Origin of the sequence: Streptomyces sp. S4.7 (assembly GCF_010384365.1) — a bacterium.
Classification (GTDB): Bacteria; Actinomycetota; Actinomycetes; order Streptomycetales; family Streptomycetaceae; genus Streptomyces.
The window spans coordinates 4602444-4624282 of record NZ_CP048397.1 but is presented as its reverse complement, the minus strand read 5'-3'; the positions used below and the strand labels follow the sequence as shown (position 1 = coordinate 4624282).

Here is a 21839-nt window from a genome sequence, read left to right as displayed (position 1 = left end):
GTCCCGCGGCCCCGGCAGCGCTCGCGCACGACACCCGGACACCTCGGCCCACCCGGCCCCACCTGGGGCGACCGCCGGAGGCGGCTACTCCATGCGATACGGCTTTGTCACCGGCAGCCTCTGGTGGCGGCCACCCCCGACAGCTTTCAATGGATGACCGTGACGATGACCGCGACGCTACGCACCTTGATCACCCTGCCGCGGATGCTCCGCCACGGGGCCGCCGTCGGCGCCCATCTGCCCCCCGACGCGGCCGTCGTCCTCGACCCGCCCGCGCCGGAGCTGCGCGCCGCGCTCACCGCGGCGTACGCGGGTGACCACGGGCCCGCCAGGGACCTGCTCGCGGCGACCCGCGTCGGCGCCGAATGGGAGCGGCGCGGCGGATACGTGCCGCGGCTGGCCGAGAGCGCGCTGCACAGCCCCGGCTGGCTGGACGCCTGGCTCGCCGAGTCGCCGCGGGACCCGGACGCCGTACTGGTGAAGGCCGAGCACTGCGTGCGGCAGGCGTGGGAGATACGGACGAGCGCGCGGGCGAGCAGCGTCTCGCGCGACCAGTTCCAGGCGTTCTTCGCGCTGCTCGACGACGCGGTCCCGGTGATCGGCGCGGCGGCCGAGCTGAACCCCACCGACCCGGTGCCGTGGCAGGTCGCGCTCACCCACGCGCGGGGCAGCCAGGCGCCGCGCGAGGTCTTCGACGCGTACTGGGCCGAGGCGACCACCCGCGCGCCGCACCACTACGGCTGCCATCTCTCGGCGCTCCAGTACCTGTGCGACAAGTGGTACGGATCGCACGCGGAGATGTTCGACTTCGCCGAGCGCGCGGCGGAGCACGCCCTGCCGGGCTCGAAGCTGCACGCGCTGCCGCTGCTGGCGGCCGTCGAGTACGACGTGGTGGCCGACGGCACTCCGGCCGAGGGCGACCGGATCGACCGGTCGCGGATCCACGCCGCGCTGAAGCGGGCGCAGGAGCTGTCGGACGCGTACCCGCAGGGCGATCCGGAGGTGGCGGGTCTGCGCAACCATCTGACGCTGATGCTGGTGCTGGCGGACCGGCACGGGGAGGCGCTGGAGCAGTTCCGGGCGGTGGGGGTGCACGCGACGGAGTACCCGTGGGCGTACCTCGGGGACGCGCGGGAGGAGTTCCTGGAGTTCCGGTCGGGGGTGCGGATGCATGTGGCGGCGCGGGTGCCGTTCTTCTCGCGGCCAAGACCGCCGGTGCCGGGGCCTCGTACGGAGGCGGTCACCACTCACTCCCCCTCCCCCTCCCCCTCTCCGGCCTCCCCTGTCACCCCGCACTGCCTCGCGCTGGTCGCGGCCCCGCCCCACACCGTCGCCGACGCCGCGCTCATGTGCGGTGTCCCGCTGCGCATAGCCCCGGCGCCCGGTCGGTCCTCGTACGTCGAGCTCGCCGCCGACCCCGAGCCCGGCCTGCGCGCCACACTCCTCGGCGAGGACCGGCTCACGGCTGCCGCCGACAACTTCACCACCGGTGAACCCTGGCCCGCGCTGGTCCTGCGGCGGACCGGCGACCGGTACGGCTTCACGCTGCTCCACAAGGGCAGGAAGGTCGCCGACCACGACTGGGATCCGGCGGCGCCGGTCCCGGACCACGCCGCCGTCGCGGCCACGGCCGGCACCCTGACGACGGTGTACGGCGTCGCCGACACCCGCCCGGTGACCAACCTCCTGCGCGGCTCGGACGATCCGGCCCGCCGCCAGTCCGCCCTGCTCGCCGCACTCGGACTGCCCCCGCTCCCGGCGGACTTCGGCACCCGCGACGAGGTCCTCACCACCCTCGCCGACGCCCGGGTCCTGGCCCGGCGCGGCTTCTTCGGCGGCATAGTCGACACCCTCTCGGGCGACCCGGCGGGCCGCCCGACACTCCCGCGCCGACCCCGCTGGTGGGTCCTGCGCGTCGCGGCACTGCTGCTGTTCGTCCCGGTGACGGCGTACGCCTGGTGGTCCCCGGACATCGGCTGGTTCCGCGCGTCACTGTCGACGATCGCGACGTGCTACATCGCGGGCCAGCTGACGGGCGCGTGGCGGCGGCGGGGGCGGATCAGGAAGGGCTGACGCCTGTGGTGGCCCGGCCCGGTGGGGGCGCGGGCCGGGGCTACGTCGAGGGCGGGGATCCGCCCGGCAGTCCGCGGCGGCGCGCGCGTTGGTCCATGCTGACGGGGCAGGTGTGATCCGAAAACCCATCGGAAGGACCCGTGATGAGCACCGACGCCAGTTCGCTGACCACCGAGGACCTGGAGTTCCTCCAACGCCCCCTGCACGGGCTCCTGTCCGTGGCCGCGGGCCCGATCCCGGCACAGCCCCGACCGGTGTGGTTCGAGGCCACCGCCGACGGCACGGTCCAGCTGTTCACCGGCCCGGACACGGTCAAGGTACGGCGCCTGCGCCGCGATCCCCGCGCCTCGATCGTCGTCGCGGCCCCGGTGGGTGAACGCGAGCGCTGGGTGTCGGTCGCGGGCGGCGTCACGGTCGAACCCGACGGGGCGCACGACCTGGCCTCCCGACTGGCCGCCCGCTACTGGGACCTCGGCGACCCGACCCGCGCCGCCGACCTCGCCGGGATCCTGGCCGAGGACCAGGTCCGCCTGGTGATCCACCCGGAGAAGGTGAACCGGTTCGCGTACTGACCGGTCAGCGGCCCAATCGGGCCGCGAGACCGTCGAGCACGCACTCCAGGCCGAACGCGAACTCGACGTCGGGGTCGAGTTCCTCGCCTTCGAGAACGCGGCGGGCGAGCATCGGGTGCTCGCCCGCCGCGAGGACCTCGCTGATATAGGGGCCGACGCTGCGCTGCCACTGCTCCTCGGTCAGCCCAGTACGCTGCTCAGCACGCCGAACGGCCTGCTGGGTGCCCACCGAGCCCAGCACGTACGCGTGCACGGCGCCGAGCGCCTGCGAGGCCAGGGTGATGTCGGGCGTGAGCGCGACGGCGGCGCGCAGCGCGGATTCGGACCGCCGCAACGAGTTGGGGCCGAGCGAGGGCCTGCCCGCCAGTTCGCCCGCCAGCCACGGGTGCCGCAGCAGGGTCGCGCGCAGCGCGTGCGCGACCGCGGCCATGTCGGCGCGCCAGTCCCGCGCGGGCTCGGGGAGCGGGTCCTCGCCCTGCGCCGCGTCAACCATCAGGTCCACCAGTTCGTCGCGGTTGGTGATGTAGCGGTAGAGGGTGGCCGTCCCGGAACCGAGGTCGCCCGCGACCCGGCGCATCGACACGGCGGCCAGGCCCTCCGCGTCGGCGACGGCCAGCGCGGCGGCCACGTACTGGTCCACCCCCGGCGCGCGTCGGCGCGGTTCGGGGCGCGGCCTGGTCCACACCGACGAGGGAGCGGGTTCGGTCATCGGGTGGTTCCTTTCCTCGTTGACCGGCATCCTACCTTCTGGCTACGGTGTAGCCGTGATGGAGACAACGTACCCAGAAGAGTCGATGCCGGTGCCGGTGCTCGTGGTCGGAGGCGGCAGTGTCGGGCTGCTCACCGCGGCGCTGCTCGCGCACCACGGCGTCCCCGCGGTACTCGTCGAACGCCGGTCCGGGCCGTCGGTCCACCCGCGCGCCACCGGCATCGGGCCGCGCACCGTCGAAATCCTCCGCGAACTCGGGCTCGACACCGCCGTAGACGCGGTCGCGGTCGACCTCCGGGGCGCCGCGGGCAAGGCGGTGGCACGGACCGTCGTCGAGATGGGCGCGGGCGACGTCGTGACCGTGCCCATGGCGGTCCCGTCAGCCACTGAACCGGACACGACGCCGTTCAGGCTGCGCGGTGTCTGCGCGCAGGACCGCCTTGACGCCGTGGTGGCGGCCGACCTGGCGCACCGCGGAGCGGATCTGCGCTGGTCGACCCGTCTGGTCGACATCGCGCAGGACGCCGACGGGGTCGACGCCGAACTTGAGGGGCCCGACGGCCGCTACTCGCTGCGCTGCGAGCGCGTGGTGGCCGCGGACGGCACGCACAGCCCCGTGCGGACCGCGCTCGGCGTGGACACCTCCGGGGCGGGAGACCTGGGCAAGTCGATGATCAACATCCTCTTCCGCGCCGACCTCCGACCCCACCTGCGGGGAATGTCCTTCGCCACCTGCACGATCACCGCGCCGGAGGCACCCGGCCTGCTGGCGACCGTGGACGGCGAGACGGACTGGGTCTTCCACGTCGCCTGCGACGCCGACGGGGGCGAGCGCCCGGAGGACTTCACGCACGAGCGCTGCGTCGCCGTCGTCCGCGCGGCGGTCGGCGATCCGGACCTCGACGTCGAGGTGCGCAGCGTGCTCCCGTGGCGGCCCCGGAGCTCCCTGGCCGACCGCTTCGCCGTCGGCCGCGTGTTCCTCGTCGGCGACGCCGCGCACACTGTGTCGCCCCTGGGCGCGTTCGGCCTCAACACCGGCGTCGCCGACGCCCACAACCTGGTGTGGAAACTGGCCGCCGTCCACCACGGTGAGGCGGGCGCCGGGCTGCTCGACTCCTACGCGCGGGAGCGCGAGCCGGTCGCCGCGGCGACGCTGGACCAGGCGATGCGCAGGCTCGCGGACCCGCAGCTGCACTGGGGGCGTGGACCCGAGGCCGACGCCGCCAGGGCGGCGGCGGGGGTGTGGGCGGCGCCGGTCGTACACCTCGGCCAGCGGTACGAATCGGCCGCCGTCGTCGACCCGCGGCCGGAACTCCCGTCCACGGTGGACCTGGCGGTGGCGCTGGACGGATCGCCGGGTTCACGAGTGCCCCATGCGTGGGTCGACGGGATCTCCACGCTCGACCTGGTCGCGTCCCGGTGGACCCTGCTGGTGGGCGCCGCGGGCGACCGGTGGCTCGCCACCGCGGCGGACATCGGCCTACCGGCGCACCAGGTCTCCGCACCGTGGCTGTCCGACGGCGGGGCCCTGCTCGTGCGACCGGACGCGATCGTCGCGATGCGGGTCACGGCACCACCCCCGGACCCAGCGCGGTTCCTCGCCGACGCCCTGGACCGGGTGCTGGCCAGGCCGGTCGCGGTGCCGAGCACCTGACCGGGGCGCCCCCGTTACGGCGGCACGAAGGGCAGACTCAAAGGTCCGCGACGATCATCCACAGTTCCATGTCGGTGGCGATCAGCCGGCCCGGTCGCTGAGAAGCCGTGTCCGGAACGACGGCGCGCACGAAGCGCTGGTCACCCTTCTCCACGGTCACTTTCGCGCCGTCGAACTTCGGCGCCTCGGCGCTGACGACCGACCGCAGCTTGGCATCCAGCCGCTCGGCCGTCGCCCTTGCTCAACTTCCGTACCTCGACTGCGTCGAGAATGGTCACCTGCTTCTCGCCGTTGTCGTCGGCCAGGGTCCTGAGCCCGCCGAGCAGCGGAAACGCGCTGTCACCCGCGTCCGAGCCGGACGAACAACCGGTGACGGCGGCCAGAAGAACAGCGCACCGCGGCGACCGCCTCACCCTGTCCGCCGGGCAGCACGCCCGAGCCCGCCACCAGCACGGCGGTCAGCGCTCCGGCCGTCGCCGTCATCCCCCGCCACCACCTGCGTCTTGTCATCTCCCATGTCGTCATCGACGTGGTCAACGCGATCAAGGAAAACCCCTCAAGACCACAAGTCCGGCATGAACAGACACGATCAGACACAGCATGATCACATAATCTTCATGACACGTACGGCCATCCGTCCCGTGACCCCACGTGATCGACCCCACCCCCCACAACAACCCCCCACCCCCGACAATGGCGACGTGATCACACCGTCTTCGCCGTCACGGAGCAACGTCCAGCGTCGGGCCGAGCATGGGCCGACCCCCTTCGTCGACCTCAGTCGCGCCGAGTGGAGCGCGCTGCGCGACAAGACGCCCCTGCCGCTCAGCGCCCAGGAGGTCGAGCGGCTGCGCGGGCTCGGGGACGTCATCGATCTGGACGAGGTGCGGGACGTCTATCTGCCGCTCTCCCGGCTGCTCAATCTGTACGTGCGGGCCACCGGCCAGTTGCGGGGCGCCCTCAACACCTTTCTCGGGGAGGCCGGCAACGGGCAGGGCGCCCAGCTCGGCACGCCCTTCGTGATAGGGGTCGCCGGGAGCGTGGCCGTCGGGAAGTCGACCGTCGCGCGGCTCCTCCAGGCACTGCTCGCCCGCTGGCCCGAGCACCCGCGCGTGGAGCGGGTGACCACCGACGGGTTCCTGCTGCCGATGAAGGAGTTGCAGGCGCGCGGCCTGATGTCGCGCAAGGGGTTCCCGGAGTCGTACGACCGCCGGGCGCTGACCCGCTTCGTCGCCGACATCAAGGCCGGCAAGGACGAGGTGACCGCGCCCGTCTACTCGCATCTGAAGTACGACATCGTGCCGGGCGAGAGGCTCGTCGTACGGCGCCCCGACATCCTCATCGTCGAGGGCCTGAACGTCCTCCAGCCCGCCCTCCCCGGCCAGGACGGCCGCACCCGCGTCGGGCTGGCCGACTTCTTCGACTTCAGCGTGTACGTCGACGCGCGCGCCGAGGACATCGAGACCTGGTACCTGAACCGCTTCCGGAAACTGCGCGAGACGGCGTTCCAGAATCCGTCCTCCTACTTCAGGAAGTACACCCAGGTCTCGGAGGACGAGGCCCTCGCCTACGCGCGCACCACCTGGCGCACCGTCAACCGCCTCAACCTGCTGGAGAACGTGGCGCCGACCCGCGGCCGTGCCACCCTGGTCCTCCGCAAGGGACCGGACCACAAGGTCCAGCGGCTGTCCCTCCGTAAACTCTGACCGAGGGACGGCCGGCATGCTCTCGCTGACGTCGGCGAAGTCGGGCGCACTGGTCGGCGTCGCCATCTCGGTCACCACGATCCCCGCCGCCGCGAACGCCGCGGTCGCTCTCGGCTACGGAGACCTGAGCCAGGTGTGGGGCTCCAGCGTCCAGCTCCTGATCAACCTCGGCGGCATCGTCATCGCCGGGACGCTCACCCTGCTCGTACAGAAGGCGCTGTGGGCGAGGCGGGGCGGCGCCCGGAAGCCGATGCCCGGAACACCCAGGCGCCCCGGACGACCTGGAACGCCCTGACCGGCGCCACCCCGCCCCGCCCCGATTCCCCTACCCCAGCGCCGACTTCACCACGTCCGCCAGCCGCCCCGCCACCGCGCGCGCCTGCTCGATGTCGGCCGCCTCCACCATCACGCGGACCAGCGGTTCCGTGCCCGAGGAGCGCAGCAGTACACGGCCGGTCGTGCCGAGTTGCTGTTCGGCCTCCGTCACCGCCGTCGCCAGCTCCGCCGATGTCGTGACGCGGGACTTGTCCACGTCCCGCACGTTCACCAGCACCTGCGGCAGCCGCCGCATCACCCCCGCGAGGTCCGCCAGTGAACGGCCCGTGCTCGCCACACGCGCCGCCAGCATCAGACCCGTCAGCGTGCCGTCGCCGGTCGTCGCGTGGTCGAGGACGATGACGTGCCCGGACTGCTCGCCGCCCAGCGCGTAGCCGTGCTCCTTCATCGACTCCAGTACGTAGCGGTCGCCGACCGCCGTCTGCACGAGGGTGATGCCCTCCCGCTCCATCGCCATCTTGAAGCCGAGGTTGGACATCACCGTCCCCACCACCGCGTCGCCGCGCAGCGTGCCCGCCTCGCGCATCGCGAGGGCCAGCACGGCCAGGATCTGGTCGCCGTCGACCTCCTCGCCCGCCGCGTCCACGGCGAGGCAGCGGTCGGCGTCGCCGTCGTGCGCGATGCCGAGGTCCGCGCCGTGCTCGACGACCGCGGCCTTCAGCAGGTCGAGGTGCGTGGATCCGCAGCCGTCGTTGATGTTCAGGCCGTCCGGCTCGGCGCCGATCGTGATGATCTCCGCGCCCGCGCGGGTGAATGCCTCCGGCGACACCCGGGCCGCGGCGCCGTGCGCCTCGTCCAGGACGACCTTGAGCCCGTCGAGGCGGTTGGGCAGGACGCCGATGAGATGCGCGACGTACTGGTCGAAGCCCTCGTCGTAGTTGCGGACCCGGCCCACTCCCGCACCGGTCGGACGCTCCCACGGGGCCCCGGTGCGGTGCTCGTCGTACACATTCTCGATCCGGTCCTCCAGTTCGTCGGCCAGCTTGTGACCGCCGCGCGCGAAGAACTTGACGCCGTTGTCCGGCATGGCGTTGTGGCTCGCGGAGAGCATCACGCCGAGGTCGGCGCCCAGCGCCCCGGTGAGATACGCCACCGCCGGGGTGGGCAGCACACCGACGCGCAGGACGTCCACGCCCGCGCTCGCGAGACCCGCCACCACGGCGGCCTCCAGGAACTCGCCCGACGCCCGCGGATCACGCCCGACCACCGCTGTCGCCCGATGGCCCTCGAACGTGCCCGCCTCGGCGAGTACATGCGCCGCGGCGACCGACAGACCGAGCGCGAGCTCCGCCGTCAGATCCGCGTTGGCGATGCCGCGCACGCCGTCCGTGCCGAAGAGTCGTCCCACAGCTGTCCCTCCGAAAGTGCTCAGAAATTGCCCCGAAGAGCCCGGAAAACGAACGCCCCGGCAGCACAGAGTGCCGCCGGGGCGAACATATGCCATACATACGCCGTACGACCGCAAGGGCCATGGCGCGGGTAGGGCCGAGCCAGCGTTTAGCGCTTGCTGTACTGCGGCGCCTTACGGGCCTTCTTGAGACCGGCCTTCTTGCGCTCGACCGCGCGGTCGTCGCGGCTCAGGAAGCCGGCCTTCTTCAGCGGGCCGCGGTTGTTGTCCACGTCCGCCTCGTTCAGCGAGCGGGCCACGCCGAGGCGCAGCGCGCCGGCCTGGCCGGAGACGCCGCCACCCGAGATGCGGGCGATGACGTCGTAGCGGTTGTCGAGTTCGAGCACCTTGAAGGGCTCGTTGACAGCCTGCTGGTGAACCTTGTTCGGGAAGTAGTCCTCGAGCGAGCGACCGTTGATCTTCCACTTGCCGGTGCCCGGAACGATCCGGACGCGGGCGATGGCGTTCTTACGGCGGCCCAGGCCGGCGGCCGGCTGGGGGTCGCCGAACCGGGAAGCCAGCGACTCGGAGGTGTACTCGCCCTCGACGGGGGTCTCCGACTCGAAGGTCGTCACCTCGGCGAAGGTCTCCTCGCCCTCGGCGGCGTCCACGGGGGTCTCTGCAGTGGTCTCGGCCACGATGTTCCTCAGATTTCTTTTCGTCTTAGGCGGTGGCCGGAATTACTGCGCGACCTGGGTGATCTCGAACGGGACCGGCTGCTGAGCGGCGTGCGGGTGCTGGTCCCCCGCGTAGACCTTCAGCTTCGAGAGCATCTGACGGCCCAGGGTGTTCTTGGGGATCATGCCCTTGATGGCCTTCTCCACGGCCTTCTCGGGGCTCTTCGCGAGCAGCTCGTCGTAGCGGACGGAACGCAGACCACCCGGGTAGCCGGAGTGGCGGTACGCCATCTTCTGGGTCTTCTTGTTGCCGGACAGGTGGACCTTGTCGGCGTTGATGATGACGACGAAGTCGCCCATGTCCATGTGAGGGGCGTAGATCGGCTTGTGCTTGCCCCGGAGGAGGTTCGCTGCCGTAGTCGCCAGACGGCCCAGGACGATGTCCTGCGCGTCGATGATGTGCCACTGGCGCGTGACATCGCCGGGCTTGGGGCTGTACGTACGCACGGTCGTAGCCTTCGCTTCTTCAGTGAGTGGGTCCTGACAAGGCCACCCGGACGATCACGACAGCCCTGGCAGACATACGGGGACGCAACCCGTGCCTGCCGCTGGATCATCGGCCCGGTGGACCGGCGTAAGGGCCTCTCACGTGAGAATGAACAAGCCAATACGCATAACGAACCAGAAGGATACCCAGGGTGCGCCGTACGGGTCAAAACGAGGCCCCCGCCCACGGATGCGCCCCCGCGAGCCCGCCGCCTCGAGCGGGCCCGCGCCGGGCGGGCGCTACCGCGCGCGTACCACCCGGCGCTCGTCCCAGACCGGTTTCGGCGACTGGCGCACCACCCCGTCCGAACCGAAGACCAGATAGCGGTCGAAGGTCTTCGCGAACCACCGGTCGTGGGTCACGGCCAGGACCGTCCCCTCGTACGCCTCCAGACCGTCCTGGAGGGCCTCCGCCGACTCCAGGTCCAGGTTGTCCGTCGGCTCGTCCAGCAGCAGCGCCGTCGTCCCGCGCAGCTCCAGCAGCAGGATCTGGAAGCGCGCCTGCTGCCCGCCCGACAGTTTGTCGAACGGCTGGTCGCCCTGCCGTTCCAGTTCGTAGCGGCGCAGCACGCTCATCGCGCCGCCCCGGTCCTTCGCGTGCTCGGTCCACAGGATGTCGACCAGGCTCCGCCCCAGCAGCTCCGGATGCGCGTGCGTCTGCGCGAAGTGGCCGGCCACGACCCGCGCTCCCAGCCTCCACTCCCCCGTGTGCGCGACCGTCGGATCGCCCGCGAGCAGTCGCAGGAAGTGCGACTTGCCCGAGCCGTTCGATCCGAGCACCCCGATCCGCTCGCCGTAGTAGATCTCCAGCGAGAACGGCTTCATCAGCCCGGTCAGCTCCAGGTTCTCGCAGGTCACCGCCCGCACCCCGGTCCGGCCGCCCTTGAGCCGCATCCGGATCTCCTGCTCGCGCGGCGGCTCCGGCGGCGCCCCGGCGTCCTCGAACTTCTTGAAGCGCGTCTGCATCGCGTGGTACCGCGACGCCATGTCGGGGCTGATCGCCGCCTGCTGCCGCAGCCGGTGCACCAGTGCCTTCAGCCGCGCGTGCTCCTCGTCCCAGCGCCGCTTCAGCTCCTCGAAGCGCGCGAACCGCTCCTTGCGGGCCTCGTGGTACGTACCGAAGCCGCCGCCGTGCACCCACACGTCCGACCCGGCCGGGCTCGGCTCCACGCTCACGATCCGCTGGGCGGTGCGCGCCAGCAGCTCCCGGTCGTGGGAGACGAACAACACAGTCTTGCGGGTCTCCTTGAGACGCTCCTCCAGCCACCGCTTCCCGGGTACGTCCAGGTAGTTGTCGGGCTCGTCGAGGAGCAGGACCTCGTCGGGCCCGCGCAGCAGCGCCTCCAGCACGAGCCGTTTCTGCTCGCCGCCGCTCAGCGTCTTCAGCGCGCGCCACTGGGCCTTCTCGTACGGGACGCCGAGCGCCGCGACCGTGCAGATGTCCCACAGGGTCTCGGCCTCGTACCCGCGCGCCTCCGCCCAGTCGCTCAGCGCCTGCGCGTAACTCATCTGCGCGGCCTCGTCGTCGCGCTCCATGATCGCGGTCTCGGCGGTGTCCACCGCCCGCGCCGCTTCCCTGATCCGCGGCTGGGCCACGGAGACCAGCAGGTCGCGGACGGTGCGTTCGTCCCGTACGGAGCCGACGAACTGCTCCATCACGCCGAGGCCGCCGGATACGGTGACCGTCCCGCCGTGCGGCTGGAGGTCCCCCGCCATCAGCCGCAGCAGCGTCGTCTTGCCCGCGCCGTTGGCTCCCACGAGCGCCACGACGGCGCCCTCGCCCACTCGGAACGAGGCGTCGCCGAGCAGCACCCGTCCGTCCGGTAGGTAGTACTCCAGGTGCGCGGCCTCCAGATGTCCCATGGTTCGCATTGTGGGGGCCGAGGCCCCACTCCCCCAACCCAATTCCGTTCCCGGCCCGGAACCTGAACCCCCTTCGCGCCGTCTAAACTCCCGCCATGAGCTTTGGTCAAGGGGGGCCTTACGGGCCGCCCCCACAGGGGCCGTACGGATCGCGGGACCCGCAGGGGCAGACACCGGACTGGGCCGCGCTCGCCGACGCCTCGGCACAGCGGGCCCGCCGCAGGCGGTGGATGCTGATAGGCGGCGGCGTCCTCGCGACCGCCGCCGTCGCGGCGATCGTCGCCACGGCCGTCGTCTCCGCGAACGGCGACGGCGGTGACCGCGCGAACGGCAAGAACACGAGCGAGCTGCCCGTGGCGCCCGACCTGCCCAGCGAGAGCGCCGAGCCCGAGCCCTCGTTCTCCGACGCCGAGCCGCTGCCGCCGCCGGACCCGAAGGACTTCATCTCCACCGAGGACAAGGACAAGCTGCCGCTCGGCGCCGACACCCTCTTCCCCGGCGCGAAGCTGACGATGGGCGACCGCGACTACACCAAGGGCGCGACGAACCGCACCACGAACTGCGCGGGCGCCACCCAGGGCGACCTCGGCTCGATCCTCGCCGCCAACACCTGCGACCAGGTCATCCGCGCCACGTACACCCGTGGTGGCACGGCGGTGACCGTCGGCGTCGCCGTCTTCTCCACCGAGACACAGGCGCTGAAGGCGAAGAAGGAGGCGCGCGGCGGTCTGGCCTCGCTCTCCGGGGCGGGTGTCCCGACGTTCTGCCGGGGCGGCGCGATCTGCCGCAAGACCACCAACTCGTACGGCAGGTACGTGTACTTCACCGTCGGCGGCTTCACCAGCGGCAAGGACGTCGTGAAGACCGACAAGGACGTCTACACCACCGGTGACGACGTCGCGGAGTTCACCTTCCTGCAGATCCGCCGCCGCGGCGAGGCGCAGGCGTCAGCAGCAGCCACCGCACCCGTCGACGAATGACACCAGGGCTCCACCGGGGCCGCCAGGGTCCTCGGAGCCCCCGGCAGCCGGCAGGGTCCGCTTGTTGCGGGCCAGCCGGCTGCGCGCGGCGAGCTGGTCGTCGGCCGGGTAGCCGACCTCCTCCAGGGTGAGACCGTGCGGCCGTACGACATGGACGGCCGAGTCCCGCACCCCGGCGGCCAGCACCTTCGCCGGCCACTCCACGGGCCGGTGCCCGTCGCCCACGAACAGCAGCGCGCCGACCAGCGAGCGCACCATGTTGTGGCAGAAGGCGTCGGCCCGGACCGTCGCGGTGATGACACCGTGCGCGTCCCGCTCCCACTCCAGCCGCTGGAGCGTGCGGATCGTCGTCGCGCCCTCGCGCCGCTTGCAGTACGCGGCGAAGTCGTGCTCCCCGACCAGCCCCGCCGACGCCGCGTTCATGGCGTCCACGTCCAGCGTCCAGTCGTGCCACAGGACATGGCCGCGCAGCAGCGGGTCGACACCGCCGGGATCGTCGGTGACGCGGTAGGCGTACCGCCGCCAGATCGCCGAGAAACGCGCGTTGAAGCCCACCGGCGCCTCCTCGACCCTCCACACCCGTACGTCGTGCGCCAGGCGCCCCGCGAGGCGCCGCAGCAGCTTCTCCCGGTGCTCGGCCCACAGCTCCGCGGGCAGATCGACGTGCGCCACCTGTCCGCGCGCGTGCACGCCGGCGTCCGTGCGCCCCGCGACGGTGAGGTCGTACGTCCGCGAGGAGCGCGTCACGACCTTCAGCGCGTCCTCGATGTCCCCCTGGACGGTCCGCCGGGTGGCCTGCCGCGCCCACCCGGAGAAGTCCTTCCCGTCGTAGCTCAGGTCGAGCCGTACCCGTACGAACCCGGGCGCCGCACCCTCGGTCTCCTCGCTCACCACTCACCCCATTCATACGGAACGGGCCCGCACCGCCCCTGAGGGTGATGCGGGCCCGTTCCGCGACCTCGAAAAAACGGTCAGGCGTCCTTGGAGTCCTTGGACTCCTCCTCGGTCGCCTTGGCGTCCTCGACGGGGGCGTCCTCCTTGGAGGACTCCTCCTTCTTGAGGGCGTCTTCCTTCACGGCACGCTTCGTCGCGGCCTCGGCCTCACCGGTGGCCTTCTGCGCCACGGTCAGCGCCTCGACCAGCTCGATGACCGCCATCGGGGCGTTGTCGCCACGACGGGGGCCGATCTTGGTGATGCGGGTGTAGCCACCGGGGCGGTTCTCGTACCGCGGAGCGATCTCGGTGAAGAGCGTGTGCACGATGCTCTTGTCCGTGATCGTCTGGAGAACGAGGCGACGGTTGTGGATGTCGCCCTTCTTCGCCTTGGTGACCAGACGCTCGGCGACCGGACGCAGGCGGCGGGCCTTGGCCTCGGTCGTCGTGATCTTGCCGTGCTCGAACAGCGACTTCGCGAGGTTCGCGAGAAGCAGCCGCTCGTGCGCTGCGCTGCCGCCCAGACGGGCACCCTTGGCGGGCTTCGGCATGGTGTTACTCCTTCATATCTGCACCGGCCGTATCAGGTACCGGTGTCAGTTCCCCCAGAGCGGCTGCCCTGGGAAAGTTGATCCGCGCAGCACCGGGCGCCGCCTTTGACGACGACGCCCGGCCAAATCAAGCCCGTCCGGCGTTTGAGGACAAAGCCCCCCGGCCGGGTGGCCTCAGTACTGCTCGGTCTCCACGAAACCGGCATCCGCGTCGTCGTCCGCGCCGAACGCGTCGGCGGCGGCGGTCGGGTCGAATCCGGGCGGGCTGTCCTTGAGCGCCAGGCCCATGCCGGCCAGCTTCGCCTTGACCTCGTCGATCGACTTGGCACCGAAGTTGCGGATGTCGAGCAGGTCCGCCTCGGACCGCGCCACGAGCTCACCCACGGAGTGGATGCCCTCGCGCTTGAGGCAGTTGTACGACCGAACGGTGAGCTCCAGCTCCTCGATCGGCAGGGCGAGATCGGCGGCGAGCGCCGCGTCCGTCGGCGAGGGGCCCATGTCGATGCCCTCGGCGTCGATGTTGAGCTCGCGCGCCAGACCGAACAGCTCGACCAGCGTCTTGCCGGCGGACGCCATGGCGTCGCGGGGGCGCATGGCCTGCTTGGTCTCGACGTCGACGATCAGCTTGTCGAAGTCGGTGCGCTGCTCGACACGGGTCGCCTCGACCTTGTACGTGACCTTGAGCACCGGCGAGTAGATGGAGTCGACCGGAATACGGCCGATCTCCTGGCCCACCTGCTTGTTCTGGACGGCGGAGACGTAGCCGCGACCGCGCTCGACGGTCAGCTCCATCTCCAGCTTGCCCTTGCCGTTCAGCGTGGCGAGGACGAGGTCCGGGTTGTGGCACTCGACACCGGCCGGGGGCGCGATGTCGGCGGCGGTGACCAGGCCGGGGCCCTGCTTGCGCAGGTACATCACGACCGGCTCGTCGTGCTCCGAGGAGACGACCAGCTGCTTGATGTTGAGGATGAGGTCGGTGACGTCCTCCTTGACGCCCGGCACGGTGGTGAACTCGTGCAGGACCCCGTCGACCCGGATGCTGGTGACAGCGGCACCGGGGATCGAGGAGAGGAGCGTACGACGCAGGGAGTTACCGAGCGTGTAGCCGAAACCCGGCTCCAGCGGCTCGATGACGAATCGCGAACGGTACTCGTCGACGACCTCTTCGGTCAGCGACGGACGCTGAGCGATAAGCATGGAAAACGCCTCCAGTCTTGGCACCCACTATTTGATGCCAACAGGAACAAGGGTACGGGCGGTACGGAGCCAAGGCCCCGTACCGCCCGCGATCCATACCCTCAGGGGGTACAGAAGATCAAACGCGGCGACGCTTCGGAGGGCGGCAGCCGTTGTGCGGGGTGGGGGTGACGTCCTGGATCGAACCCACCTCCAGGCCGGTGGCCTGGAGCGAGCGGATCGCGGTCTCACGGCCGGAGCCGGGACCCTTGACGAAGACGTCGACCTTGCGCATGCCGTGCTCCTGCGCGCGGCGGGCGGCCGACTCGGCGGCCATCTGCGCGGCGAAGGGGGTGGACTTGCGCGAGCCCTTGAAGCCGACGTGGCCGGCGGAGGCCCAGGAGATCACGTTGCCCGAGGGATCCGTGATCGAGACGATGGTGTTGTTGAACGTGCTCTTGATGTGGGCGTGCCCGTGAGCGACGTTCTTCTTTTCCTTGCGGCGCACCTTCTTGGCAGCGCCCTGACGACCCTTGGGGGGCATCTATTACTCCTACGGGAGGTGGTCGGTCCTACAGCGAAGACCGCTGATGAGCGTCCGCTGAGGACTACTTCTTGCCCGGCTTCTTCTTGCCGGCGATGGCGCGACGCGGACCCTTGCGGGTACGGGCGTTCGTGCTCGTGCGCTGGCCGTGGACCGGCAGGCCGCGACGGTGACGCAGACCCTGGTAGCAGCCGATCTCGACCTTGCGGCGGATGTCGGCCTGAATCTCGCGACGGAGGTCACCCTCGGTCTTGAGGTTGCCGTCCACGTACTCGCGGAGCTTGACGAGGTCTTCCTCGGCAAGGTCGCGGACACGGACGTTGGGGTCCACGCCGGTGGCGGCGAGGGTCTCCTTGGACCGGGTGCGCCCGATGCCGAAGACATAGGTGAGGGCGACCTCGACGCGCTTTTCGCGCGGGAGGTCAACGCCTGCGAGGCGTGCCATTCATGGCTCCTGAGTGATTTCGGAGGTCTTCCGCAGTGACGGTCCCGGACATTGGTGCTCTCTCCGGGTCCCCGGCCTCCGCCGGGGGTGTCGGCGCCATCAGCTGGTGCGGATGACGTCGGACACTGCGTATATACGTGTTCGCTCGCGTCGCGCGAAGTACTGCGAGATGCAGGTGGTGCTGCGTCAGCCCTGGCGCTGCTTGTGGCGCAGGTTGTCGCAGATGACCATGACCCGGCCGTGACGGCGGATCACCTTGCACTTGTCGCAGATCTTCTTGACGCTCGGCTTGACCTTCATGGTGTGAGGTTCTCCGGGTCAGTGCCGGCACCCCTGAGGCGGGGTGAGGCAAGATCTACTTGTATCGGTAGACGATCCGGCCACGCGTCAGGTCGTAGGGAGACAGCTCCACCACTACCCGGTCATCGGGCAGGATCCGGATGTAGTGCATCCGCATCTTGCCGCTGATGTGCGCGAGGACCTTGTGACCGTTCTGGAGCTCCACCTTGAACATGGCGTTCGGGAGAGACTCGATCACGGTGCCCTCAATTTCGATGGCACCTTGCTTCTTGGCCACGCTTCGCCCTTCGAATCGGCTACCTTGGTCGATTCTGGACCGCCGTATGTGGACACACGGGTACACCAGAGCCGACGAGTCAGTCTACGGCAGGGCTCCCGAAAAGACGAATCCGTTGAGTTTGCCCACCACGGGAGATCGTCAATCCCCCGATCCCCCGAACGGGGCCGCGCCACCGGAGCGCCCAACAAGCCACCGGCCCCGTCCGCCCCGTCACCCCAGCGGATCCGGCGCCGCCGTCACACCCAGCTCCGCCAGCTTCGCCTTGCCGCCGTCGACCGCGGTCAGGACAAGCGGGCCGTCCTCCGTCAGGGCGATCGAGTGCTCCCAGTGCGAGGACCACGTGCCGTCGGTCGTGATGACCGTCCACTCGTCTTCGAGCACCTCGGTGTGCGGGGTGCCGAGCGAGACCATCGGCTCGATCGCCAGGCAGAAGCCGGGAACCAGCTTCGGCCCCTTGCCGCGCTTGCGCGCGACGTAGTTCAGCAGGTGCGGCTCCATGTGCATCTGGCTGCCGATGCCGTGGCCGCCGTAGTCCTCGACGATGCCGTACTTCCCGCCGCCCGGCTTCGGCTGGCGGCGGATGTACGTCTCGATCGCCCGTGACACGTCGACCAGCCGGTTCCCGAGCCGCATCGCGGCGATCCCCGCCCACATCGACTCCCGCGTCACGCGGGACAGCTCGATCAGCTCCGGTGCGTGGCCCTCGCCGACGAACGCGGTGAAGGCCGCGTCACCGTGCCAGCCGTCCACGATCGCGCCGGCGTCGATCGAGATGATGTCGCCGTCCTTCAGTACCGTCTTCGTGTCCGGGATCCCGTGCACCACCACCTCGTTGACCGAGGTGCAGATCCTCGCGGGGAACCCGCCGTAGCCGAGGAAGTTGGGCTTCGCGCCGTGGTCCGCGAGGACCTCGCGCGCGACCTCGTCCAGGTCCTTGGTGGTGGCGCCGGGCACCGCGGCCTCGCCGGTGGCCGCGTGGATCGCGGCCACGACCAGTCCCGCCTCACGCATCTTCGCGATCTGCTCGCGGGTCTTGATCTCCACCATGACGGCGGCCTGCCTCACTCGGTCGATGAAACGCTGTCGTCCCGGCGGTGTCCGCCGGGACATCTACGGTAGTCCCCGGACAGCAGTACGGCCGTGGTGCCCCTCGGGGCGCCCCGGCCGTATCACTGTGCCGTGCTGGGTGGTGCGGGTCCTGCGGGTCGTACGGGTACTGCGGGTGGTGGGTGAACCGGACCCGGCCTAGGCCGCCCGGCCGCCCCCCTCAAGTGCCGCCATCGCGCGCTTGGTCACCTCGGCGACCTTGCCCAGCGCGGAGATGGTGACCACGAGCCCCTGCTCCCGGTAGTGGTCGATGATCGGCTCGGTCTGTGTGTGGTAGACCTCCAGCCGGGTGCGGACCGTCTCCTCGGAGTCGTCGTCCCGCTGGTACAGCTCGCCACCACAGTCGTCACAGACACCCGCCTTCTTGGGCGGGCTGTACGTGACGTGGAAGACGTGCGAGCTGTCGTTGCGGCAGACGCGCCGACCGGCGATCCGCTTGACCACCTCGTCCTCGTCGACCTCCAGGTCCAGAACGGCGTCCAGGTGCAACCCCTCGGCCGTGAGCGCCTTGTCGAGCGCCTCGGCCTGGAAGACATTGCGGGGGAAGCCGTCCAGAAGGAAGCCGTTCTCGGCGTCCGGCTGCGCCATCCGATCCAGCGCCATCGCGATGGTGACCTCGTCGGGAACCAGGTTCCCGGCGTCCATGAAACTCTTCGCCTGCCTGCCGAGGTCGGTGCCCTGGCTGATGTTGGCGCGGAAGAGGTCACCGGTGGAGATGTGTGGAATGGACAGGTTCTTGGCGAGGTACGCAGCCTGCGTTCCCTTGCCGGCACCGGGCGGTCCGACGAGGACGATTCGCATCAGCGGAGGAACCCTTCGTAATTACGCTGCTGGAGCTGGCTCTCGATCTGCTTCACGGTCTCCAGACCCACACCCACGATGATCAGGATGCTTGTCCCGCCGAACGGGAAGTTCTGGTTCGCACCGCCGAAGCCTGCCAACGCCATCGTTGGGACGAGAGCGATCAACCCCAGGTACAGCGAGCCCGGCCAAGTGATCCGGTTGAGTACGTAACTCAGATACTCGGCAGTAGGTCGACCTGCCCGGATGCCCGGGATGAAGCCACCATACTTCTTCATGTTGTCCGCGACTTCTTCGGGGTTGAACGTGATGGCCACGTAGAAGAAGGCGAAGAACACGACCAGCACGAAGTAGGTCGCGATGTAGTACGGATGGTCACCCTTGATGAAGTGGGCTTCGATCCACGTCTTCCAGCCGGACTGCGAACTGGAGAACTGCGCGATGAGCGCCGGGATGTAGAGCAGCGACGACGCGAAGATGACGGGAATCACACCCGCCTGGTTGACCTTGAGCGGAATGTACGTGGACGTACCGCCGTAGGACCTCCGCCCGATCATCCGCTTCGCGTACTGGACGGGGATCCGGCGCTGCGCCTGCTCGACGAAGACGACGAGACCCACCATCACGAAGCCGATGAGGATGACCGTGCCGAACTCGATCCAGCCCTGAGCGAGCTTGCCGCTCTCCTTGATGGCCCACAGCGCGCCCGGGAAACCGGCGGCGATGGAGATGAACATCAGGATGGACATGCCGTTGCCGATGCCCTTGTCGGTGATCATCTCACCGAGCCACATGACGGCGGCCGTACCGGCGGTCATCGTGATGACCATCGTGACGGTGATGAAGATCGACTGGTCCGGAACGATCTCCGAGGCGACCGGGCAGCCGCTGAACAGCGCGCCGCTGCGGGCGGTGGCCACCAGGCCGGTGCCCTGGAGCACGGCGAGGGCGACTGTCAGGTATCGGGTGTACTGAGTGATCTTGGCCTGGCCGGACTGCCCTTCCTTCTTGAGGGCTTCGAGTCGGGGGATGACCACAGTCAGCAGCTGCAGGATGATGCTTGCCGTGATGTACGGCATGATGCCGAGCGCGAAGATCGTGATCTGCAGCAGCGCTCCGCCGCTGAACATGTTCACCAAGCCGAACAGGCTGTTATTGCCCTTCTGGGCTGCGTCGACGCACGTCTGGACATTCTCGTAACTGACGCCCGGTACGGGGATGTGCGCCCCGAACCGGTACAGCACGATGATGAACAGCGTGAAGAGCAGCTTCTTGCGCAGGTCGGGCGTCTTGAACGCCCGGGCGAACGCGGTGAGCACGGTGCCTCCTGCGACCCCCGCGCTCGCGCGTCAAGGGTGACGGTCTTGAGGATCGACGGATACATATCAGGCAAAAAGCCACGCGACCACCCCTGCGGAGAGACCGCGTGGCTCGGGGTCCGGGGGCGGACCCCCGGGTTCAATACAGCAACAACGCACGCCACCTTACCGGCGTACCTGCCCCCCTAGGAACGACCAACCGGGGATGCCCCTTATGAGAGGCATCCCCGGTTGGGTGTTCAGTCCATCAACTTGTCCGAGACGTCTCAGACGAGCTCGGTGACGGAGCCGCCTGCGGCGGCGATCTTCTCCTTGGCGGAGCCGGAAGCGGCGTCAACCGAAACCGTCAGTGCCACGGAGATCTCGCCCTGGCCCAGGACCTTGACGAGGCTGTTCTTACGGACCGCACCCTTGTCGACCAGATCGGCCACCGTGACCTCGCCACCCTGCGGGTAGAGCTCGGCCAGCTTGTCCAGGTTCACGACCTGGTACTCGGTACGGAACGGGTTCTTGAAGCCCTTCAGCTTCGGCAGCCGCATGTGGAGGGGCATCTGCCCGCCCTCGAAGCGTGCCGGAACCTGGTAACGGGCCTTCGTACCCTTGGTGCCACGACCGGCCGTCTTACCCTTGGACGCCTCGCCACGGCCCACACGGGTCTTGGCGGTCTTGGCTCCGGGGGCGGGACGGAGGTTGTGGACCTTCAGCGGCTTCTGCTCCGCCATGTCAGTCGACCTCCTCAACCGTCACGAGGTGCCGCACGGTGTTGGCCATGCCGCGGAACTCGGGACGGTCCTCCTTGACAACCACGTCGTTGAGCCGCTTGAGGCCCAGCGAACGAAGGGTGTCGCGGTGGTTCTGCTTGCTGCCGATGTACGACTTCGTCTGCGTGATCTTGAGACGGGCCATCACGCACCCGCTCCCGCACGCGCACGCAGCAGAGCCGCGGGGGCGACGTCCTCGAGGGGCAGACCGCGGCGGGCCGCGATCTCCTCGGGACGCTGCAGACCCTGAAGGGCCGCCACGGTCGCGTGCACGATGTTGATCGGGTTCGACGAACCGAGCGACTTCGACAGGATGTCGTGGACGCCGGCGCACTCGAGCACCGCACGCACCGGGCCACCGGCGATGACGCCGGTACCGGGGGACGCGGGCTTGAGCAGGACGACGCCCGCCGCCTTCTCACCCTGGATCGGGTGCGGGATGGTGCCCTGGATACGGGGGACCTTGAAGAAGTGCTTCTTGGCCTCCTCAACACCCTTGGCGATGGCGGCCGGCACCTCCTTGGCCTTGCCGTAACCGACACCCACGGTGCCGTCACCGTCGCCCACCACGACCAGCGCGGTGAAGCTGAAGCGACGACCACCCTTCACGACCTTGGCGACGCGGTTGATCGCGACGACACGCTCGACGTACGCGGTCTTCTCGGCGGCAGCGCCACCGTCACGGCCCTTCCGGTCCCGCCGCTCGCCGCCACCGGCACCGCTTCCGCGGCGCTGGGGTCCAGCCATTGGATTTACCTCTCTCTGTTACGTCCGCTAGCTCCGGAACCGGGGCTTAGAACTTCAGCCCGGCTTCACGGGCGGCGTCAGCCAGAGCGGCAATCCGCCCGGCGTACTGGTTGCCACCACGGTCGAACACGACAGCCTCGATACCGGCGGCCTTGGCGCGCTCGGCGACCAGGGCACCAACCTGCTGTGCCCGGGCGCTCTTGTCGGCGTCGCCGCCGCGGATCGACGTGTCCAGGGTCGACGCCGAAGCGAGCGTGTGGCCCGCGATGTCGTCGATGACCTGAGCCACCATGTGGCGGTTGGAACGCGTCACAACGAGCCGGGGGCGGACCTGCGTGCCCGAGACCTTCTTGCGTACGCGGATGTGACGGCGCTTGATGGCAGCGGCCTTGTAGGCCTTGCCCTTGGCGATCTTTACACCGTATGCCATGG

Annotated in this window: 26 protein-coding genes and 1 pseudogene; 6 read left to right on the top strand and 21 right to left on the bottom strand. The window is 69.8% G+C overall.

The window, feature by feature from the left end:
• Positions 1-153 precede the first annotated feature (153 nt).
• Together SSPS47_RS20805 and SSPS47_RS20800 are read left to right on the top strand one after the other, a co-directional pair.
• Positions 154-2073, top strand: a complete 1920-nt coding sequence (locus tag SSPS47_RS20805) for a DUF4034 domain-containing protein (RefSeq protein WP_239064995.1) — start codon at positions 154-156, stop codon at positions 2071-2073.
• 143 nt (positions 2074-2216) lie between these two features.
• Entirely contained in the window at positions 2217-2645 is a 429-nt protein-coding gene (locus tag SSPS47_RS20800; RefSeq protein ID WP_164252351.1) for a pyridoxamine 5'-phosphate oxidase family protein, read from the top strand.
• A gap of 4 nt (positions 2646-2649) precedes the next feature.
• Here the strand turns inward: SSPS47_RS20800 and SSPS47_RS20795 are convergent, their stop codons facing one another.
• The gene (locus SSPS47_RS20795) at positions 2650-3354 is read right to left on the bottom strand and encodes a TetR/AcrR family transcriptional regulator C-terminal domain-containing protein (protein ID WP_203557890.1); all 705 of its coding nucleotides are present in this window, start codon (positions 3352-3354) and stop codon (positions 2650-2652) included.
• Between the two features lie 58 nt (positions 3355-3412).
• On the opposite strand from SSPS47_RS20795, the gene SSPS47_RS20790 reads away from it, so the two are divergent.
• Complete coding sequence (locus SSPS47_RS20790; protein WP_239065303.1) at positions 3413-5008, top strand: FAD-dependent monooxygenase; 1596 nt, start codon at positions 3413-3415, stop codon at positions 5006-5008.
• A 37-nt stretch (positions 5009-5045) separates the two neighbouring features.
• Here SSPS47_RS20790 and SSPS47_RS36010 read toward each other — a convergent pair whose 3' ends face one another.
• Both SSPS47_RS36010 and SSPS47_RS20785 read right to left on the bottom strand, forming a co-directional pair.
• Positions 5046-5168: a hypothetical protein gene (locus SSPS47_RS36010; RefSeq protein ID WP_275405163.1), complete on the bottom strand. Its 123-nt coding sequence runs from the start codon at positions 5166-5168 to the stop codon at positions 5046-5048.
• 179 nt (positions 5169-5347) lie between these two features.
• Complete coding sequence (locus SSPS47_RS20785; protein ID WP_164252349.1) at positions 5348-5518, bottom strand: hypothetical protein; 171 nt, start codon at positions 5516-5518, stop codon at positions 5348-5350.
• Between the two features lie 191 nt (positions 5519-5709).
• Between SSPS47_RS20785 and coaA the strand changes: the two genes are divergently transcribed.
• Positions 5710-6714, top strand: a complete 1005-nt coding sequence (gene coaA, locus SSPS47_RS20780; protein ID WP_164252347.1) for a type I pantothenate kinase — start codon at positions 5710-5712, stop codon at positions 6712-6714.
• 4 nt (positions 6715-6718) lie between these two features.
• Positions 6719-7009, top strand: a pseudogene (locus tag SSPS47_RS20775) (DUF389 domain-containing protein); the annotation flags it as partial.
• A gap of 30 nt (positions 7010-7039) precedes the next feature.
• Here SSPS47_RS20775 and glmM read toward each other — a convergent pair.
• The 4 genes from glmM to SSPS47_RS20755 form a co-directional block, all read right to left on the bottom strand.
• Positions 7040-8398 carry a phosphoglucosamine mutase gene (gene glmM, locus SSPS47_RS20770; protein ID WP_164252345.1) on the bottom strand — a complete coding sequence of 453 codons (1359 nt, stop codon included), beginning with the start codon at positions 8396-8398 and terminating at the stop codon, positions 7040-7042.
• A gap of 149 nt (positions 8399-8547) precedes the next feature.
• Positions 8548-9075: a 30S ribosomal protein S9 gene (rpsI, locus tag SSPS47_RS20765; RefSeq protein ID WP_147874331.1), complete on the bottom strand. Its 528-nt coding sequence runs from the start codon at positions 9073-9075 to the stop codon at positions 8548-8550.
• Between the two features lie 42 nt (positions 9076-9117).
• On the bottom strand, positions 9118-9561 hold the full coding sequence (gene rplM, locus SSPS47_RS20760) for a 50S ribosomal protein L13 (protein ID WP_147874332.1): 444 nt from the start codon (positions 9559-9561) through the stop codon (positions 9118-9120).
• A 279-nt stretch (positions 9562-9840) separates the two neighbouring features.
• The gene (locus tag SSPS47_RS20755) at positions 9841-11463 is read right to left on the bottom strand and encodes an ATP-binding cassette domain-containing protein (RefSeq protein WP_164252343.1); all 1623 of its coding nucleotides are present in this window, start codon (positions 11461-11463) and stop codon (positions 9841-9843) included.
• A gap of 95 nt (positions 11464-11558) precedes the next feature.
• On the opposite strand from SSPS47_RS20755, the gene SSPS47_RS20750 reads away from it, so the two are divergent.
• Positions 11559-12443 (top strand): hypothetical protein, encoded by an 885-nt coding sequence (locus SSPS47_RS20750; protein WP_164252341.1) that lies wholly within the window; start codon positions 11559-11561, stop codon positions 12441-12443.
• Here SSPS47_RS20750 and truA read toward each other — a convergent pair.
• From truA to rplR, 14 genes are all read right to left on the bottom strand, one after another.
• A complete protein-coding gene (gene truA / locus SSPS47_RS20745; RefSeq protein ID WP_164252339.1) occupies positions 12411-13334 on the bottom strand; it encodes a tRNA pseudouridine(38-40) synthase TruA in 924 nt (307 codons plus the stop codon). The two genes, SSPS47_RS20750 and truA, sit on opposite strands and share 33 nt — an antisense overlap.
• An 80-nt stretch (positions 13335-13414) precedes the next feature.
• Positions 13415-13927, bottom strand: coding sequence for a 50S ribosomal protein L17 (gene rplQ, locus SSPS47_RS20740; protein WP_147874336.1), 513 nt, complete (start codon positions 13925-13927; stop codon positions 13415-13417).
• Positions 13928-14101: 174 nt separating this feature from the next.
• On the bottom strand, positions 14102-15124 hold the full coding sequence (locus SSPS47_RS20735; protein ID WP_078075533.1) for a DNA-directed RNA polymerase subunit alpha: 1023 nt from the start codon (positions 15122-15124) through the stop codon (positions 14102-14104).
• Between the two features lie 118 nt (positions 15125-15242).
• A complete protein-coding gene (rpsK, locus tag SSPS47_RS20730) occupies positions 15243-15647 on the bottom strand; it encodes a 30S ribosomal protein S11 (protein ID WP_003956432.1) in 405 nt (134 codons plus the stop codon).
• Between the two features lie 64 nt (positions 15648-15711).
• The gene (gene rpsM, locus SSPS47_RS20725) at positions 15712-16092 is read right to left on the bottom strand and encodes a 30S ribosomal protein S13 (protein ID WP_164252337.1); all 381 of its coding nucleotides are present in this window, start codon (positions 16090-16092) and stop codon (positions 15712-15714) included.
• Positions 16093-16278: 186 nt separating this feature from the next.
• The gene (gene rpmJ, locus SSPS47_RS20720) at positions 16279-16392 is read right to left on the bottom strand and encodes a 50S ribosomal protein L36 (RefSeq protein WP_003956441.1); all 114 of its coding nucleotides are present in this window, start codon (positions 16390-16392) and stop codon (positions 16279-16281) included.
• 55 nt (positions 16393-16447) lie between these two features.
• Positions 16448-16669 (bottom strand): translation initiation factor IF-1, encoded by a 222-nt coding sequence (gene infA / locus SSPS47_RS20715; protein ID WP_003956442.1) that lies wholly within the window; start codon positions 16667-16669, stop codon positions 16448-16450.
• Positions 16670-16882: 213 nt separating this feature from the next.
• Positions 16883-17719, bottom strand: coding sequence for a type I methionyl aminopeptidase (gene map, locus SSPS47_RS20710; RefSeq protein ID WP_164254773.1), 837 nt, complete (start codon positions 17717-17719; stop codon positions 16883-16885).
• Between the two features lie 198 nt (positions 17720-17917).
• Complete coding sequence (locus tag SSPS47_RS20705) at positions 17918-18580, bottom strand: adenylate kinase (RefSeq protein ID WP_164252335.1); 663 nt, start codon at positions 18578-18580, stop codon at positions 17918-17920.
• On the bottom strand, positions 18580-19899 hold the full coding sequence (gene secY, locus SSPS47_RS20700; RefSeq protein WP_078075536.1) for a preprotein translocase subunit SecY: 1320 nt from the start codon (positions 19897-19899) through the stop codon (positions 18580-18582). The genes SSPS47_RS20705 and secY overlap by 1 nt, the downstream gene beginning before the upstream one ends.
• Before the next feature lie 266 nt (positions 19900-20165).
• Entirely contained in the window at positions 20166-20621 is a 456-nt protein-coding gene (gene rplO / locus SSPS47_RS20695) for a 50S ribosomal protein L15 (RefSeq protein WP_078075537.1), read from the bottom strand.
• A gap of 1 nt (position 20622) precedes the next feature.
• Positions 20623-20805 (bottom strand): 50S ribosomal protein L30, encoded by a 183-nt coding sequence (gene rpmD / locus SSPS47_RS20690; RefSeq protein WP_041985698.1) that lies wholly within the window; start codon positions 20803-20805, stop codon positions 20623-20625.
• Positions 20805-21407 (bottom strand): 30S ribosomal protein S5, encoded by a 603-nt coding sequence (rpsE, locus tag SSPS47_RS20685; protein WP_023539330.1) that lies wholly within the window; start codon positions 21405-21407, stop codon positions 20805-20807. Before rpsE ends, rpmD begins: the two co-directional genes overlap by 1 nt.
• A gap of 46 nt (positions 21408-21453) precedes the next feature.
• Positions 21454-21837 (bottom strand): 50S ribosomal protein L18, encoded by a 384-nt coding sequence (gene rplR, locus SSPS47_RS20680; protein ID WP_147874340.1) that lies wholly within the window; start codon positions 21835-21837, stop codon positions 21454-21456.
• Between the last annotated feature and the right edge of the window lie 2 nt (positions 21838-21839).

Bases quoted from the DNA above. Each gene is read 5' to 3' on its own strand.
- rplR (WP_147874340.1), bottom strand. From the start codon at position 21,837: ATGGCATACGGTGTAAAGATCGCCAAGGGCAAGGCCTACAAGGCCGCT.
- SSPS47_RS20735 (WP_078075533.1), bottom strand. From the start codon at position 15,124: ATGCTTATCGCTCAGCGTCCGTCGCTGACCGAAGAGGTCGTCGACGAG.
- rpsE (WP_023539330.1), bottom strand. From the start codon at position 21,407: ATGGCTGGACCCCAGCGCCGCGGAAGCGGTGCCGGTGGCGGCGAGCGG.
- rplQ (WP_147874336.1), bottom strand. From the start codon at position 13,927: ATGCCGAAGCCCGCCAAGGGTGCCCGTCTGGGCGGCAGCGCAGCGCAC.
- rpsM (WP_164252337.1), bottom strand. From the start codon at position 16,092: ATGGCACGCCTCGCAGGCGTTGACCTCCCGCGCGAAAAGCGCGTCGAG.
- SSPS47_RS20800 (WP_164252351.1), top strand. From the start codon at position 2,217: ATGAGCACCGACGCCAGTTCGCTGACCACCGAGGACCTGGAGTTCCTC.
- map (WP_164254773.1), bottom strand. From the start codon at position 17,719: ATGGTGGAGATCAAGACCCGCGAGCAGATCGCGAAGATGCGTGAGGCG.
- SSPS47_RS20750 (WP_164252341.1), top strand. From the start codon at position 11,559: ATGAGCTTTGGTCAAGGGGGGCCTTACGGGCCGCCCCCACAGGGGCCG.
- rpmD (WP_041985698.1), bottom strand. From the start codon at position 20,805: ATGGCCCGTCTCAAGATCACGCAGACGAAGTCGTACATCGGCAGCAAG.
- rpsK (WP_003956432.1), bottom strand. From the start codon at position 15,647: ATGCCCCCCAAGGGTCGTCAGGGCGCTGCCAAGAAGGTGCGCCGCAAG.
- SSPS47_RS20785 (WP_164252349.1), bottom strand. From the start codon at position 5,518: ATGACAAGACGCAGGTGGTGGCGGGGGATGACGGCGACGGCCGGAGCG.
- SSPS47_RS20805 (WP_239064995.1), top strand. From the start codon at position 154: ATGACCGTGACGATGACCGCGACGCTACGCACCTTGATCACCCTGCCG.
- rpmJ (WP_003956441.1), bottom strand. From the start codon at position 16,392: ATGAAGGTCAAGCCGAGCGTCAAGAAGATCTGCGACAAGTGCAAGGTG.
- SSPS47_RS20790 (WP_239065303.1), top strand. From the start codon at position 3,413: ATGGAGACAACGTACCCAGAAGAGTCGATGCCGGTGCCGGTGCTCGTG.
- SSPS47_RS20795 (WP_203557890.1), bottom strand. From the start codon at position 3,354: ATGACCGAACCCGCTCCCTCGTCGGTGTGGACCAGGCCGCGCCCCGAA.
- SSPS47_RS20755 (WP_164252343.1), bottom strand. From the start codon at position 11,463: ATGGGACATCTGGAGGCCGCGCACCTGGAGTACTACCTACCGGACGGA.
- rplO (WP_078075537.1), bottom strand. From the start codon at position 20,621: ATGGCGGAGCAGAAGCCGCTGAAGGTCCACAACCTCCGTCCCGCCCCC.
- SSPS47_RS20705 (WP_164252335.1), bottom strand. From the start codon at position 18,580: ATGCGAATCGTCCTCGTCGGACCGCCCGGTGCCGGCAAGGGAACGCAG.